The 16465-nt window shown below is 59.5% G+C and carries 12 protein-coding genes; 5 read left to right on the top strand and 7 right to left on the bottom strand.

Annotated elements, in window-relative coordinates:
* A partial coding sequence (locus tag WCG50_RS03295) for a pyridoxal-phosphate dependent enzyme (RefSeq protein ID WP_336898143.1) occupies positions 1–647 on the bottom strand: 647 nt, incomplete at its 3' end.
* A gap of 173 nt (positions 648–820) precedes the next feature.
* On the opposite strand from WCG50_RS03295, the gene WCG50_RS03300 reads away from it, so the two are divergent.
* From WCG50_RS03300 to WCG50_RS03310, 3 genes are all read left to right on the top strand, one after another.
* Positions 821–2410 carry a methyl-accepting chemotaxis protein gene (locus tag WCG50_RS03300; protein WP_336898144.1) on the top strand — a complete coding sequence of 530 codons (1590 nt, stop codon included), beginning with the start codon at positions 821–823 and terminating at the stop codon, positions 2408–2410.
* 142 nt (positions 2411–2552) lie between these two features.
* Positions 2553–3533, top strand: a complete 981-nt coding sequence (locus WCG50_RS03305) for an ABC transporter substrate-binding protein (protein ID WP_336898145.1) — start codon at positions 2553–2555, stop codon at positions 3531–3533.
* Between the two features lie 2 nt (positions 3534–3535).
* Positions 3536–6685: an EAL domain-containing protein gene (locus WCG50_RS03310; protein WP_336898146.1), complete on the top strand. Its 3150-nt coding sequence runs from the start codon at positions 3536–3538 to the stop codon at positions 6683–6685.
* A 51-nt stretch (positions 6686–6736) separates the two neighbouring features.
* On the opposite strand, the gene WCG50_RS03315 is transcribed toward WCG50_RS03310, so the two are convergent.
* A complete protein-coding gene (locus WCG50_RS03315; protein ID WP_336898147.1) occupies positions 6737–7258 on the bottom strand; it encodes a phasin family protein in 522 nt (173 codons plus the stop codon).
* A 165-nt stretch (positions 7259–7423) separates the two neighbouring features.
* Between WCG50_RS03315 and WCG50_RS03320 the strand changes: the two genes are divergently transcribed.
* On the top strand, positions 7424–8836 hold the full coding sequence (locus tag WCG50_RS03320; protein WP_336898148.1) for a PAS domain S-box protein: 1413 nt from the start codon (positions 7424–7426) through the stop codon (positions 8834–8836).
* Here the strand turns inward: WCG50_RS03320 and WCG50_RS03325 are convergent.
* From WCG50_RS03325 to WCG50_RS03345, 5 genes are read right to left on the bottom strand one after another with little or no spacing between them, the layout of a single operon-like run.
* A complete protein-coding gene (locus WCG50_RS03325; RefSeq protein WP_336898149.1) occupies positions 8820–11378 on the bottom strand; it encodes an FtsX-like permease family protein in 2559 nt (852 codons plus the stop codon). The genes WCG50_RS03320 and WCG50_RS03325 overlap by 17 nt on opposite strands.
* A complete protein-coding gene (locus tag WCG50_RS03330; RefSeq protein WP_336898150.1) occupies positions 11375–12037 on the bottom strand; it encodes an ABC transporter ATP-binding protein in 663 nt (220 codons plus the stop codon). The genes WCG50_RS03325 and WCG50_RS03330 overlap by 4 nt, the downstream gene beginning before the upstream one ends.
* Positions 12034–13026 carry a tRNA (adenosine(37)-N6)-dimethylallyltransferase MiaA gene (miaA, locus tag WCG50_RS03335; RefSeq protein WP_336898151.1) on the bottom strand — a complete coding sequence of 331 codons (993 nt, stop codon included), beginning with the start codon at positions 13024–13026 and terminating at the stop codon, positions 12034–12036. Before miaA ends, WCG50_RS03330 begins: the two co-directional genes overlap by 4 nt.
* On the bottom strand, positions 13023–14258 hold the full coding sequence (locus tag WCG50_RS03340; protein ID WP_336898152.1) for a multidrug effflux MFS transporter: 1236 nt from the start codon (positions 14256–14258) through the stop codon (positions 13023–13025). Before WCG50_RS03340 ends, miaA begins: the two co-directional genes overlap by 4 nt.
* A gap of 36 nt (positions 14259–14294) precedes the next feature.
* Positions 14295–14723 (bottom strand): Hsp20/alpha crystallin family protein, encoded by a 429-nt coding sequence (locus WCG50_RS03345; RefSeq protein WP_336898153.1) that lies wholly within the window; start codon positions 14721–14723, stop codon positions 14295–14297.
* A 216-nt stretch (positions 14724–14939) separates the two neighbouring features.
* Between WCG50_RS03345 and WCG50_RS03350 the strand changes: the two genes are divergently transcribed.
* On the top strand, positions 14940–16442 hold the full coding sequence (locus tag WCG50_RS03350) for a PAS domain-containing sensor histidine kinase (RefSeq protein WP_336898154.1): 1503 nt from the start codon (positions 14940–14942) through the stop codon (positions 16440–16442).
* Positions 16443–16465 lie beyond the last annotated feature (23 nt).

A 16465-nucleotide genomic window follows, 5' to 3' on the forward strand; every position in this document is an offset into this window, starting at 1 on the left:
CACAGTTGCGTGGCGTGGCGCAGGTAGCGCACATGGCGCCCGATGGTGGCACTGGTGCCGCCGGTGCCTGCACCGACCACGATCCAGCGCGGTATCGGATGGCGTTCCCGCGCCATCTGGTTGAACATGCTCTCGGCAATGTTGTTGTTGCCACGCCAGTCGGTGGCACGTTCAGCGTAGGTGAACTGGTCCATGTAGTGGCCGCCGGTTTTCAAGGCGAGGGCGCTGGCTTCTTCGTACACCGTGAGCGGGTTGTCTACCAAATGGCACTGGCCGCCATAAAACGTGATCTGGGCAATTTTCTCAACCGAGGTGCTGCGCGGCATCACGGCAATAAAGGGCAAGCCCAGCAGGCGTGCAAAGTAAGCCTCGCTCACCGCCGTGGAGCCGCTCGACGACTCCACCACCGTCGAGCCTTCATGCAGCCAGCCGTTGCACAGCGCATACAAAAACAGCGAGCGCGCCAACCGGTGCTTGAGGCTGCCGGTGGGGTGCGTGGACTCGTCTTTTAAATACAAGTCAATCCCGTGCCGGGCAAAAACCGGCAAGGCCAAGGGAATAAGGTGGGTGTCGGCGCTGCGCTGGTAGTCGGCCTCGATCAAGGCAACGGCCGTATGCAGCCAGGTCGGAGTGGGCGTGTCAGTCATGCGCGAATTGTCGCTGCGTTGGCGGCTGGGCGTCGCGGGCGGGGTTTGTCAGGAAAAGGCCGCTGATTTGTCACGCCGACGTCACACCGCACACCCAAAATAGTCAGGGTTATCCCTAGGTTCCTCTTTCTTGCAACGCTCGGGCTACCGTCTTTCAGAAAGTGAAGTATTCCATGTCCATCGCAAATTCATCCCGTCTGTCTCGGATGGCCGGCTCGTTTTCAAGGCGCATTCTGGGTGTGTTGTCACTGGTTCTGCTCGTGTCTTTATTGGGCTCTACCATTGGATTCTGGTCTTTGCACCGGGTCTCCAGCGAAACCGGGCTGATGGTCGATGACGCCATGGCCACTGAGCGCCTCGCGGGCGATTTACAACGTCACATCACAGTCAATCTGGCGCGGTCCAAAGCCTTCGCATTGAGCTCCGAGCCTCAAGTGGGTGATGCGCTGATGCCCGAGATCATCCAGACAACAGTTTTGATCGACAACCTGTTGCAAAAATTGAGCGCCAAGCTGAGCACCCCTGAAGACTTGGCAATTTTCAAGACGATGAGGGAGGCTAATCTTCAATTTTTGAAGGCTCGCCAGGAGCTGACGACGGCCCGCGACAGTGGCATGACTGCCAACATTGAACAGGTTTACAGCAGCCGATTTACGCCCTCAGCCCAAACCTTGATGCAGGCCGTGACCCAATTAAGTGATTCCCAACGCACCCGGATTGATCAATCTGTGGCGAGCATCAACAACGCCAGCCTGACAGCGCGTTGGGGTTTGGTGCTGTTCAGTATTTGTGCCCTGCTGATGGGAGCCGTTTTGTCGATGTGGCTGGTGCGCGGCATCACGCGGCCCATTCAGCAAGCGGTTGATACCGCCAACCGGGTGGCCGCATTGGACCTGACGGCCCACATAGAAGGACACGACCGTGACGAAGCGGGCCGCTTGCTGAACGCCTTGAGCCGCATGCAAAACTCGTTGCACACCTTGGTCGTCGAAGTTCAAGGCTCCAGCCACAGTGTGGCCGAAGGCGCCACCGAGATTGCCGTTGGCAATCTTGACTTTTCCAACCGTACCGAACTCTCGGCTTCCTTTTTGCAGCAAACGGCAGCCTCCATTGAGGAGATTTCCGCCACGCTGCATCACTCTTTGGAAGCGGCATTTCGCGGCGAGGCCATGGCCAAGTCGGCAGCACAAGAGGCTGCCGGGGGCAGCGCAGTTATGACCGAACTGATGCAGACCATGAATGACATCAGCGATGCTTCGCGTCAAATTGTTGATATCACTTCCGTCATCGACAGCATTGCCTTTCAAACCAACATCCTGGCGCTCAATGCCGCCGTGGAAGCCGCTCGGGCCGGTGAGCAGGGGCGCGGTTTTGCCGTGGTGGCCGCGGAAGTGCGCACGTTGGCCAACCGCTCGGCCACCGCTGCGCGCCAGATCAAATCCCTCATCGGTGCCTCGGTGGACCAGGTCAAGCTCGGCACTGCCAAGGTCAACCTGGCCCGCGACACGATGAGTCACATTGTTGAATCGGTGGGCAATGTGTCGCAAGTGATTGGTCAAATCACCGCAGGCAGCCGGGAGCAAAGCAGCAGCATGTCCGCCATCAATGCCGCCATCAGCCAGTTGGATCAGATGACCCAGCAAAATGCCGCTGTGATCGAAGAATCCGCTGCCGCCGCCCAAAGCCTGCAAGACCAGGCCAGCGATTTGCGCGATGTCGCCGGGCGTTTCAGGCTGCCGGGTCTGGCGCTGGCACTGCGTTGAGATGCATTAATCCGCTCTGAGGCTTGATTTATCGGGCCTGCGAGGGCGGAAGGACGCGGTGTCGCGCATAATTGTTCAGGGCTTTTGGTTTCGTCCTGAATAAGTGCAATTCATGGGTTTACTGACTACTCAAAAATTTCCAATGACCTCCCGGCGTACGTTTCTGTCATGGACAGGTGCGGCAGCGTGCGCGCCGGTATTGCCGGGTTGTGATGGCTTTATTGACTTGCCCATCTCCGTGGCGTCGCATGTCTGGGTTGGCTATGAGCCCATGTTTCTGGCACGTGACAAGGGCTGGCTTAACTCCCAAAAAGTGCTACTGCATGAAACATCCTCTGCTATCGAATCCTTAAGAGCACTGAAAGAAGGAAAAGTTCAAGGCGCAGCGCTCACGCTGGATGAAATGCTGTGCGCCCGGGCTGACGGTGTGCCGCTGGCGATGGTGCTGATTTTTGATATTTCTGCCGGGGCCGACATGCTGGTGGCAAGGCCCGGCATCAAGACCCTTGCTGACCTGAAGGGCCAACGTATTGGTTATGAGAGTAGCTCGGTGGGTCAATTGATGCTGGCTGAAATTTTGAGGGAAGCCCATCTGACCCCGGAGGACGTCAAGCGCCAGCATTTGAGTGTGAGCCAGCACAGCGATGCCTGGGATCGCCACCAGGTAGATGCCCTGATCACTTATGAGCCCGTGGCCAGTCAATTGCTGGCCAAAGGAGCGGTTCGTTTGTTTGACAGTCGGCAAATCCCCAACACCATCATTGATGTGCTGGCCCTGCGCAGCGATGTCCTTGACTTCCGCCACACCAGCGCGGTCAATCATTTGCTTCAAAGCCACTTCCGGGCGCTTGATCACATCAAGCACAACCCGCAGGATGCCGCCTACCGTATGACACGACACCTGAAATTGCCGGTGGCCGATGTGTTGCAGGCTTTCAAGGGCCTGATGTTGCCGGATGCCGCCAGCAACTACCGTTTGCTGTCCGGGGTAAAACCAGAAATTCTGGCCAGCGTTGCCAAACTCTCAAACACCATGGTTCAAAGTAAATTGCTTCCCAAAGAAGATACCTTGGGCAATCTGATTCGGGCAGATTTTTTGCCGCCTGATGCCCTGGGAAACTAAGCATGCTGCACCGGTTTGTTTTTTCGATTCTTATGCGCCTCAGAAGTTTTTCCGGTCTGGCCGGGGCGCTGCTGGTGTGCGTTACCGTGCAGGCGGCGGAGCCTGTGCGCATTGGCGTGCTGGCCGTTCGGCCCAAACTCCAAACCCAGGCGCAATGGCAGCCGCTCGCCGTCGCGCTCAAAAAGGCGATTCCGAACCGTGATTTTTTAATTGAAGCCCTGACCTACCCGGAGTTGGAGGACGCTGTCGCTAGCCGACAACTGGACTTTGCCCTGACCAACCCCGGGCATTACGTCAAGCTGTCCCGGCGCGGTGGTCTGGCCGCACCTCTGGCCACCTTGCTGGTCGAAGAGTCCGGACTAAGTACGGCTGTCTTTGGCGGCGTTATTTTTAGTCGGACTGATCGGGTCTCGCTCAACACCCTGAACGATATCAAAGGGAAAACCATTTCTGTCGTTGGCAATGATTCCTTGGGCGGCTACCAGATGCAAGCATTGGAGCTCAAGCAGTCAGGGGTCGAATTGCCCCATGATGTCAAGCTGCTTGAAACCGGAATGCCCCACGACAAGGTGGTTGAGGACGTGCTGACGGGGCGTGCCGATGTCGGGTTTGTGCGCACCGGTGTGCTCGAAGCCCTGACCCGCGAAGGCAAGCTGGACATGAAACTGGTCAAGGTTCTTAATCGGCAGAATTTGCCAGATTTTCCGGTCGTGACATCGACGCCCTTGTACCCTGAATGGCCGTTTGCCTACCTGCCTCACACCGATGAAGACTTGGCCCGACATGTGGCAGCGGCGCTGTTCTTACTTCACGAAAACCCGGAAACCATCCTGGCCATGGGGATACGGGGCTTTGCGGTTTCGGCCGACTACAGCCCGGTGGCTGATTTGCTTCGGGAATTACGGGCGCCGCCTTTTGAGGTGGCTCCTTCCTTTACCTTGCGGGATGTGGGCTCGCGCTACCGCTGGCCGCTTTTTGTCGGATTGGTGGCGCTGGGTTTGATTTTGATGCTGGCGCTGCGTTTGCTGCTGGCCCGGCGCAACCTGGCCTCGCAGCATCGTCTGGTGCTGCTACAGACCCAGCAATTACAAGACAGTGAAACGCGTTACCGCACGCTGATAGAGTGGACGCCGGAGCCGATTTTGGTACACCGACAAGGGACCATCCTCTATGTCAATGCGGCTGCGGTCAAGCTGTTTGGTGCTCCCTCCGCGTTAGCGCTGATGCAAAAATCAACGCACGAGCTGATCCACCCGGACTCGCGCGAAGCGCAGGCGCAAAGGATGAAAAATATTATCGACAAGGTGGACATCGTGCCCTTTGTCGAGTCCCGGTTTCTCAAGTTGGATGGTGCCCCCATTGATGTCGAAGTGCAGGGCACTGCCATTGTGTATGACGGCGAGTCGGCCATTCATGTCTCGGTGCGCGACATCACCGAGCGCAAGCAGGCTGTGGAAAAACTCAAGTTTGCCGCCAGCGTCTTCACCCATGCGCGCGAAGGCATCACGATCACCAACGCCAGCGGAATGATCATCGATGTCAACGACGCCTTCACGCGCATCACAGGTTACCCGCGTGAAGAGGTCATGGGCAAAAACCCGCGCCTGTTGAGTTCCGGACTGCAGAGCAAAGAGTTCTACATCGCCATGTGGGACGACCTGAAGACCAAAGGTCACTGGTACGGCGAGATCTGGAACAAGCGTAAAAATGGCCAAATCTACCCCGAAATGCTCACTATCAGCGCGGTCTGCGACCAGCAAGGCAACGCCGAGCACTACGTTGCGCTGTTCTCCGACATCACCGCCCTCAAGGCGCACGAGGAACAACTCGAACACATTGCCCATTTTGATGCGCTGACCAACCTGCCTAACCGCGTGCTGCTGGCCGATCGGCTGCGCCAGGGCATGACGCAGGCCTTGCGCCGGAACCAGCGATTGGCGGTGGCCTACCTTGATCTTGATGGCTTCAAGGCCATCAACGATCAGCATGGCCATGCCGCCGGAGACCAGTTGTTGATGGCCGTGGCCTCTCGCATGAAACTGGCGCTGCGCGAGGGCGATACCCTGGCGCGCTTGGGCGGCGACGAATTTGTAGCCGTGTTGATCGACCTGGATGATGTCGCCGCCAGTGTGCCGATGCTGAGCCGCTTGCTCGCCGCCGCCGCCCAGCCGGTGCAGGTGGGTGACCTCGTGCTGCAGGTGTCGGCCAGCCTGGGCGTCACCTTCTACCCGCAGGCCGACGACGTGGATGCCGACCTGCTGCTGCGCCAGTCCGACCAGGCCATGTACCAGGCCAAGATGGCGGGCAAGAACCGCTACCACGTCTTTGATGCCGAGCTAGACCGCAACCTGCGCGGCCACCACGAGAGTGTTTTGCGCATTCGCCAGGCGCTGGTGGCGGACGAGTTCGTGCTGTATTACCAGCCCAAGGTCAACATGCGAACTGGCGCGGTCATCGGGGTTGAAGCGCTGATCCGTTGGCAGCACCCGGAGCAGGGTTTACTGCCGCCAGCGGCATTTTTGCCGGTGATCGAGGACCATCCGCTGGCCATCGATATTGGCGAGTGGGTGATCAACACCGCGTTGACCCAGATGATGCTTTGGGAGGCTCAGGGTCTGAACGTGCCGGTAAGTGTCAATGTGAGCGCCCGCCAGTTACAGCAGTCCAGCTTTGTCTTGCGTCTGCGCGATATTTTGGCGGCCCATTCCGGCGTGAATCCTGCCAGCCTGTCGCTCGAAGTGCTGGAAACCAGCGCGTTGGAGGACCTGGCGCTGGTCTCTCAGATCATTGAGGAATGCCGACGCATGGGCGTGACGTTTGCGCTTGACGATTTTGGCACCGGTTACTCGTCGCTGACCTACCTGAAACGCCTGCCGGTCACCCTGCTCAAGATCGACCAGAGCTTTGTGCGCGACATGCTGGACGATCCCGACGACCTGGCTATTTTGGAGGGCGTGATGGGTCTTGCCAAAGCTTTTCACCGAGAGGTCATTGCCGAGGGTGTAGAGACCGTGCCGCATGGCACCTTGCTGCTCCAATTGGGCTGTGAGTTGGCCCAGGGCTATGGCATTGCGCGGCCCATGCCGTCCTCTGATTTGCCGGGCTGGGTTGCCACTTGGCGGCCAGATCCGGCTTGGGTTGCCATCGGGTAGACTTTGATGAAATAAGTCTGCAGCCCCCGTATTGCTTGCGTAATAAGCTATTTATTTAATAGCAAGTTGAGTTCCTTCTTGTAGAGCAGAGGCGCTGGGCATCAGGCGCAGCAGGGTCTCGGACCAGTTTAATTGGGCGTCGCCAAGCCTGTTTTCCATGAATTTGGCGAGTTCGGCGCTGGTGTCCGTTGCCAGTGAAAAAACATGCTGGCCATAAGTCATTGTTTTCTCTGAAAGGGGTGAAATCGCACTCATTTGCAAGTCCAGCAGTTGCTGCAAATCTTTGGCGCTAATCAGGTTTTGAACATGGTGAAAAGAGCCACCGAGCAGGTCTTTAGAGGTCTCCATATTGAGTTCGGTCAGTTTTGCCAGATTGGAAAAACTATGCAGCGTGAGCCGTTTCATGAGCGCGACGTAGGCTTGGTTGCTGGAAATAAGTTGATCAGCGGTGTGTTTCATTTTTACATTCCTAAGTTGATCGTCAAGAGCCTCTGGAAGAGGAACGCCATTGGACCCAGTCGGACTATTTTGGCGTTTGCGAATTCTCAATATGAAGTCGGGTTTGACCGTCAAATTACTTTGAGCCACATCAAGTCAATGGCTCGTTAGTAGTGCTAAAAATGAATGAGACAGAAGGCGGTTTTCTGCCCTCCACCATGAGACTTCACCCTCGCTCCGCGAGGAAAAACTGAAGCGCTGTTGTTGCCCGCAAGGCAAGGTCATCTTCAGGGGAAAGTATTGCCATTACCAAATTTGTATCTCTGGCCCGCGCTGGCCACGCTCGTTTTGATGCTGCTGGCGGGGGGGCTGGGTTGGTGGGTGCTGCGCAGCCAGCGGGCGCTGCACCGCAGCGAAAAGCGATTTCGCAACCTCTTTGAGCAAAACTCCAGCGTGATGCTGTTCATGGATGCCCTGACCGGCCATATTCTTGATGCCAACGAGGAAGCGGCCCGTTATTTGGGTTACACCCGGGCCGAATTGGTGGGCATGTCGATGGGCCGCATTAACACCCAGTTGCCCGAGCAAAACATGACGGCCCCCACCAACGCCTTTCAAAAGAAACGCAATTATTTTGAGTTCACCTACCGGCTGGCCTGCGGTGAAATGCGTGAGGTTGAGGTCTACGCCACACCGCTGGAGAACGATGTTCCACCCACCTTGCTGGCCATTGTTCACGACATCACCGAGCGCAAGCAGACACAGGACATGCTGAGCAAGTTCTCTATTGCGGTGGAGCAAAGCCCGGCCTCGGTGGTGATTACCGATCTGAAAGGCACCATTCAGTACGTCAACCCGCGTTTCACCCAGATCACCGGCTACAGCTCAGCCGAAGCCTTGGGGCAGAATCCGCGCATTTTGAGTTCCATGCAGACCGCACACGCCACCTATGTGGACATGTGGAACAGGATCACCAGTGGCAAGCTCTGGCAAGGCGAACTCCACAACAAGCGCAAAAACGGGGATCTGTATTGGGAAGAAATCAACGTCGCACCGGTCATGAATCCGGCTGGTGTCATGACCCACTACGTCGCCGTTAAAACCGACATCACAGAGCGCAAAGAGCTGCAAGAAAAAGTTCATCAACTGGCATTTCACGATGCACTGACGCAGTTGCCCAACCGCCACCTGCTCAATGACCGTTTGCGCCAATCCATGGCGTCCAGCAAGCGCAGCCATCTTTATGGTGCGCTGATGTTTCTGGACCTGGATAACTTCAAACCGCTGAACGACCTGCATGGACACGACGTGGGCGATTTGCTGCTGATTGAGGTGGCGGATCGACTCAAACATTGCGTGCGCGGGATCGACACCGTGGCGCGCTTTGGCGGCGATGAGTTTGTGGTGATCCTCGATGAACTCGCTGCTGGCGAAGCCGAGTCCACGCTGCAGGCCGGCCAGGTTGCCGAAAAAATTCGCCTTGCCCTGGCCGAGCCTTATCTGTTGGCCCTGACAGCGCCCGGTCGAGCCACCCGTACCGTGCAGCACCACTGCTCCGCCAGTATTGGCGTTGCCTTGTTTGTCGACCACGAAGACCGCTTGGCCGATATTTTCAAATGGGCTGATACGGCCATGTACCTGGCGAAAGCGGCAGGCCGCAACCAGGTGCGGTTTCATGCGGCAGATGCGGGCTCGGCTACCAGTCTTCCTTGACCGCCAGCACGGCATCGCGCCCGGCCGCCGCGCGACCGGCACCCCAGGCGGTCACGGTGCCCGCGACCACCACTGCCAGACACAAGCCAAGCAATCGCGCCCAGGGCAGCATCAATTCCATGGTCCAGTGAAAACTTTGCGGATTCACCACATGCACCAGCACCACCGAGACTGCCAGGCCCAGTGCCAGCCCGGCCATTGAACCCAGTGTGGTCCAAGCCGCGCCCTCCAGCGCCACCACGGTCAAAATTTGTCGACGCGTCAGCCCCAAGTGCGCCAGCAAGCCAAACTCCTTGCGCCGGGACAGCACCTGCGCACTGAAACTGGCCGCCACACCAAACAGGCCGATCGCAATCGCCACCGCCTGCAGCCAGTAAGTGACGGCAAAACTGCGGTCAAAGATCTTGAGCGAGGTGGCCCGTATCTGGCTGGCGGTGCCAAATTCAAGCAGCGGGCCGGCGCCCGGGTTGGCGCGGTCAGCCAGGTTGCGTAGCGCTTGTTCCACGGTCTCGGGCGCAACCCCTTCACCGAGCCAAAGCGCCAGGTCATTGGCACGCAGGTCGCCAGTGAGGCGCTCGAACACGGGTTTGTCAAGGGCAATCGCACCCGACTGGCGGGCGTAGTCGCGCCACACACCTGCTACATAAAACGTAGCTGCTTGCGCAGGTGCGACGGGGGCTAGAGCCCTAAATGATGCAGAAAGTGGGGTGAAAACCGCGCCCAAGCTGGCCCCGTGCAGGTCCAGCATGGCTTCGCTCACGTAGATGCCAATGTGCCCTGGTGGCACCGGCAGCGGGTCGGCCAACAGAGGCAGGCTGCGCGCCGGGTCCGTCAAGTCTCGGGCAATCAGCGCGACTGCCGCCCGGGTCGGGTCGAGTTGCAGCGCCAGTTGGCGTTGGGCCTGCACCCGCTGCACGCCGGCCAGTTGGGCGCTGGCCTGCACAAACTCGGGCGTGAAGTAAACCGTCTCGCTGGCGCCCAGGTTGCCAGCGCTGCGCACATACAAATCGGCCGGCAGCACACGGTCCAGCCACTGGGTGACCGAGTCCCGAAAACTCGCCACCATCACCGTCAATGCCACCGCGAGACTGAGCGACGCCACTACGCCGCTGACCGCCACAGCAGCAGTCTCACGCACCCGGCGCGCCCGCTCCACCGCCAGCAGCGCCAAAGTGTGGCGCGCCAGCAGCGGGGCGACGCGGTCCAGCAGCAGCGCCACGGCCCAAGGCAGGGCGGTGATGCCGCCCACCAGCATCAACGCAATTGCCACATAAGCTGCCAAAGGGATGCCAAATAGGGGTGGAACGGCCGTCAACAGGGCGCCAGTAGCTATCAAAATGAGACTGACCCAGTGGCTGCGCTGGGCTACCCCGACGGCACCCAGGCCTTTAAGCGTTTGCGCCGGAGGCAAACTTTGCGCTTGCCGTGCCGGCCACCAGCCGCCCACCAGCGCCGCCGCCACACCCAAACCACCGTAGACCAGTGCGGCTGTGCTGCTCCATTGCAGCGTGGGTGCCACGCCGGAAAAGTAACCACCACCGAGGTCGCCGCCCAAAACCTTCAACGCCAGTGCTGCCAGTGCCGTGCCCAGTGCAATACCCGCGGCGCTGCCGACCAGCCCCAGCGCCAGTGACTCCCACAGCACCAGCTTCAGACGGTCGCGCCCGCTCAGGCCCAGCACCCCCAGCAAGGCAAATTGTTGAGCCCTTTTGGCCACGCTCAAAGACAGCACCGAAAACACCAGAAACGCCCCGGTAAACAAGGCGATCAAAGCCAGCACGGTGAGGTTGACGCGGTAGGCCTTGGACAAGTTGTTGATCTGCGAAGCCGCCTCGCCCGGCTCGGCCACGGTCACGTTGGCCGGCCAGTTTGGCGCGCTTTTCAGGCTGCGCACGAAGGCGGCACGGTCGACACCCGCCTGCAGGCGCAGGTCCAGCCGCGTGAGCTGGCCTTGTCGTCCAAACAAGTCTTGCGCAGCGCCAAGGTCCATCACCGCCAAGGGTGCGCCCCCGGCACTGACCCGACCCGCGACCGTCACTACTTTGACCTGCAAAGCGCTTTGCAGTGAAAGTGAAGGGCCGTCGAGCCGTTGGGCGGCAGCGGCATTCAAAAATACGGTGTTGGGGGCAAAGAGGGCGAGCCGGTCGGCGTCTTCGGCGGGCAACGGCATCAACGCCGGGGCCAGGGATGCCACCACCAGCGCATCAACGCCGACCACGCGCAAGGCCACCCGTTGGGCGTTGGGCGGCAGGGCGTAGGTGCTGAGCTCCAGCACGGGCGACGCCACGACCACCTGGGGGTTGTTCGCCAACCGGGCGTAGAGCGCCTCGTTAAAGCTGCCCTGCACACCACGCAATTCCAGGTCAGGCTCGCCGCTGACCGAGCGCACCGCCTGCGAGAACTCGTCGAGCGCCGAGGCGTTGATCAAGTGCACCGAAAACGCCAGCGCCACGCCCAGCATCACCGCCACCACCGCAGCGGCATTGCGCCACGGATGGTGGCGCAGCTCTTGCCACGAGAAGGTTTTGAGCAGGTCGATCACGGCACGAGCAGGGGCGACAGCCCGTCCGCCGCCAAGCGCAGCACCCGGTCGGCCCGGGCCGCAGCGGCTTGCGAGTGCGTCACCAGCACCAGCGAGGCGTGGTGTTCGCGGGTCTGGGCAATCAGGGCGTCCATCACCATGGCGGCGGTGCTTGGGTCGAGGTTGCCAGTGGGCTCGTCGGCCAGCAGCAGCGTGGGGCGGTGGATCAGCGCCCGGGCAATCGCCACGCGCTGCAACTGCCCACCGCTGAGTTGCTGTGGCAGGCGATGGCCCAGCCCGCCCAGACCGACCGCCTCCAGCATGGTTTGCACGCGGGCGTCGTCATGCTGGCCCAGCAGCATCAGCGGCAGCGCCACGTTTTGCGCCACATCGAGGTGCGGCAGCACATGAAAAGCCTGGAACACAAAACCGGTTTTCTCGCGCCGCAGGCGGGCCAGACCGTCGTCGCTCAAGCGGCTCAGGTCGACGCCGTCAAGCGTGACGCTGCCGGTGTCCCAGGTGTCGAGCCCGGCCATGCAGTTCAGCAGCGTCGATTTGCCGACGCCTGATTCACCCACAATCGCCACGAACTCGCCCGGTGCCACGGTCAACGAGACCTGGCTGAAGACCGGCACGGCGCTGTCATAGCACTTGCTTAAATCGGTGATGACCAGGCTCATGGCCGGCCTTCGGCAAACGCCTTGGACAAGGCCAACACCTGTGTCAAAGCATCCGGCGCATCGCAGGCCACCACGTGGCGCTGGGGCATGGAGCGCAGCCAGGTGATCTGGCGTTTGGCCAACTGGCGGGTGGCAAAAATGCCTTTGTCGCGCAACTCGGCCATCGGCCAACAACCGTCCAGCGCTTCCCAGGCTTGCCGGTAGCCGACACAGCGCATCGAGGGCAGGTCGGGGTTCAGGTCACCACGCGCTCTTAAAGCTTTGACTTCGTCCAGAAAATCAGCCGCCAGCATGGCGTCAAAACGCTGGGCAATGCGCTGGTGCAACCAGGCGCGGTCTGTGGGCTCCAGGGAAATCAACAACGGGCCCTCCAAATTTATACCATTTAGGCCTCTAGCCCCCGTATATTCTGCGCTAGCAGCTATTGATTTAGTAGTGTGAAAGGAGGAAAGCGGCTGTCCGGAAATGCGATACACCTCGAGCGCCCGCTGGATGCGCTGCGAGTCTGCCGGGTTGAGCCGGGCAGCGGTGACCGGGTCGACCAAGGCCAGTGCCGCGTGCATCGCGGGCCAGCCTTGGGCGCTTGCCTCGTTTTCCAGTACCGCGCGAATCGCCGGGTCGGCTTTGGGCATGTCATCAAGCCCCTGGCTCAGGGCTTTGAAGTACAGCATGGTGCCGCCCACCAGCAGCGGCAGTTTGCCGCGCGCAGTGATGTCGGCAATCAGCGTCTGGGCATCGTTCACAAACTCGGCGGCACTGTAGGCTTGTAGCGGGTCGCGGATGTTGATCAGGTGGTGCGGCACTTGCGCCAGTTCTTCGGGGCTGGGTTTGGCGGTGCCAATGTCCATGCCCCGGTAAACCAGCGCCGAGTCAACGCTGATGATTTCTACGTCATGCACTTGGGCAATAGCCAGCGCCGCCGCTGTTTTGCCGGAAGCCGTGGGCCCCGCCAGCGCCAGGTAGCGCAAGTTGTCAGCGCGGGTGCTCATCGGTTTTCTCCGGTTTTTTGCACCAGCGTCCAAGCGGCCAGGGCAATTAGCACGCTCCAGAACCAGATGCCGAAGGTGAGTGGGTAGACCGTGCCGTCCATGTGGGTGCCCAACCAGCCGCCCATGGCGAAGGCCGCTGCCATCATCAGAAATCCATTCAACGCCGAGGCGGCACCGGCGGCTTGCGGAAAGGGGCCAACGGCGCCACTCTGGCCGCATGGCTGGTGAATGCCGTGGCCGAGCATGAACAGGTAGATGGGCAGCATGATGGCCCAGGGTTGGTGATATCCGGCCAGGGCCAGCGCGCCCATCAGGGTGCCCGCGGTCAGCGACAACCCGCCCGCAATGGCCACCGTGCGCTTCACGCCATAGCGAGTCAACAGTCGGCGGCACAAAAAGGTGCCCGAAATATAGGCCAAGGCCGTTGAACACATCAACAGCCCATACGGTGTTTTACCCACTCCCAGCACCTTGATGAAGACGAACGAGGAACTCGCCAGAAACGTGAACAAGCCGCCATAGGAGGCGGTCGACAAGGCCGAAAAGGCCCAAAAAGTGGGGTGGCTCAGAATATTCAACCAGCTTCGTGCCAGGTCAGCCGGGTGCAGTGCCCGCCGATTTTCAGGGGGCACGGTTTCAATAAATCGCAACGCCACCACCGCCAGGCAAAGTGCCCCAAAAATAGCCAGTGCCAGCAAGGCGATGCGCCAACTGAACAGGTCAGACAACAAGCCGCCCAGCGGTGCGCTCAGGCAGGCAATCACGCCTAGTCCGCTCAAACCCTTGGACATCACCCGCGCCCCTTGCACGGGGGTATAGAGGTCGCGCACGATGGCACGGGCGCACATCACCCCCGCGCCCATGGCAGCGCCTTGCACGGTGCGCCAGAAAATCAACAGGCCCATGGTGGGTGACAAGGTGCTGGCAATAGAGGCCAGCACATAGGCGGCCAAGCCGATCAGCAAAATGGGGCGGCGACCAAAGCGGTCTGACAGCGGACCCCAGATCAGCTGCGACAGGCCAAAGGCCAGCAGCAGCGCGGTCAAGGTGAGTTGGGCCTGCGACATCGCCGCACCAAAACCCTCGGTGAGCGCGGGCAGGGTAGGCAAGTACAGGTCGGTGGTGATGGGCTGCAGACCCAGCAGCAGCGACAAAATCAAGACCGTCAAGCCCGGGGGCATGACGGTGGAGGGCGTAATCAGAAGGGGGTTCGAAGCGGTGCGGACAGACATCCGCGTGAGCGTATCAGATGAACCCCCTTTTAGAATTTAGCTGATCTCCAAGCGCTTGGAGACCGAGGTGGTTTTTTTGGGCAGCTCAAGCGTCAGCACACCGTTTTCGTACTTGGCAATGGCCTTGGACTCGTCGACGTCCTGCGCCAGGCTGAAACTGCGCGACACCGCCCCGTAGTAGCGCTCGCTGCGCAATACCTTGCCGTCGTCTTCCTTGATGTCTTTTTCCCGTTTGGTTTCAGCGTCAATCTGCACGATGTTGCCGTCGATGCGCACGTTGATGTCCTCTTTCTTGACGCCGGGGAGGTCGGCGCGCACTTTGAAAGCGCCATTTTTTTCCACAACATCGACCCGAATGTCGAGTTCCTCCAGATTTCTGTCCATGCGTATGGGCGCCATAAAGCGCCGGAACATGGTGTCAAGAGGGTCGTTCAGGGTGGGGTCAAACAAACGTAAGCTGGCCATGATGAATCCTTCACGTTAAACAGATGGATGAAATACTTTGACAGCCACCCGCTCAACATTCAAGGACGGCTGCCAAGAAGCAAGATTATTTAATTTGGAACCCCTCCGATTGATAACTCGCAAAAACGGGGTCGTTAACGGGCTGGGTTACTCTTTGTCACCTGTACGCGTAGAGGTGTCTTCTGTTAAATTTCATCCAGAAATTTTTAACTCTCCATGCACCTCCGAACTCAAAACGCCGACTCAAGCCCCTCACTGCCATCGGATACGGTCGCGAGTGAGCCTGTGTATCGGCTGCTGTTTGAGCACAATCCGACGCCCATGTGGGTCTATGACGTCAAAAGCTTGTGCATGCTGGCCGTCAATGATGCGGCGCTTAAAAAATACGGCTACAGTCGCCCCGAATTTCTTGGCTTGAATGTGCTTGACGTCCATCACAAAGAAGATGCCGTGCAAGTGCAGACTCAATTTGAGGGTCCGTCCAGTGATTTGAATCAAGTGGCGCCGTGGGTGCACCGCCATCGCAGTGGGGCTTCGATGGAGGTCGAGACCGAAACTGAGGAAATGACGTTTGAGGGGGGTCCTGCGCGGCTGGTGCTGGTCAAGGATGTGACCGAACAGCGCCGCGCAGAGCAGGAGCACTTTGACCTCGTCTACCGTTTACAGGAGGAGCAGGAAACGCTGGCTGCCGTGGTCAATTCGACCAGCAATGCCGTGATCTCGATTGATGCCTACGGGTGCATTGATGTCTTCAATCCGGCCGCTCAGCATATCTTTGGCTACCCCCGTGACCAGATGAAGGGGCAAACCCTGGAACTGCTGATGCCCGAGCGGTTTCGAGAGGCGCATCCGGCGCATCGCAACCAGTTTGCTGCCGAAAGAGAGACGAGCCGCATGATGGGTATGGGGGTGGTGAAGGGGCTGCGCTCGGATGGTGCAGAGTTAAGCCTGGAGGTCACCATTGCCCAGGTGACGGTCAAGGGGCATCAGGTGCAGATTGCAGTTTTAAGAGATGTGACTGACCGGTTGCGTGCCACCGCCATCTTTGAGCAATCACGGGCGCAACTCTCGGAGTTGACGCAAAAGCTCATGACTCAGGAAAAATCGCTGGTCAAGCGTTTGGCTCAGTCGCTGCACGACCAGTTGGGTCAAACCATGGCAGCGGTTCGGATGGCCCATGAAACCATCATTGCCTTGCAAGGCAATGCTATTTCGCCTTCCGTTGACCGGTTGCAGACGCAAATGGGTTCACTCATTGCTCAGGCAATTCGCCAGGTCAGGCAAGTGCTGGTGGACTTGCGCCCGCCCTTGCTGGAAGAGCAGGGTCTGGCCGCCGCGCTGGACAACGAGCTCCGCAACCGCTCCCTGACCCAGCCCAAGATGGATATCGCCATTCATGTGTCGCCTGAAGTCGCCTTGCTGCGCTGGCCGACCGAGGTGGAATACGCCGCCTTCATGGTGGCCCGGGAGGCGGTCGAAAACGCCTTGCGTCACTCCGGGGCGTCATCGGTGGATGTTGAACTCACGGGTTCACCCGGTGAACTGCGGCTGGAGGTGACTGACAACGGGTATGGTCTGGTGGACGGCGCACCCCAAAAAATGGGACACCTGGGCATGCTGGGCATGCAGGAGCGGGCCCACTCGATCTCTGCGACAGTCACGGTGAACTCCGATGAAGAGCACGGCACGCGTATTATTTTTAGCTGGCAGCCTTTCTAGCTGGCAAATTTCAGGGAGACAAC

The organism is Rhodoferax sp., from assembly GCF_037143375.1.
Lineage (GTDB): Bacteria > Pseudomonadota > Gammaproteobacteria > Burkholderiales > Burkholderiaceae_C > Rhodoferax.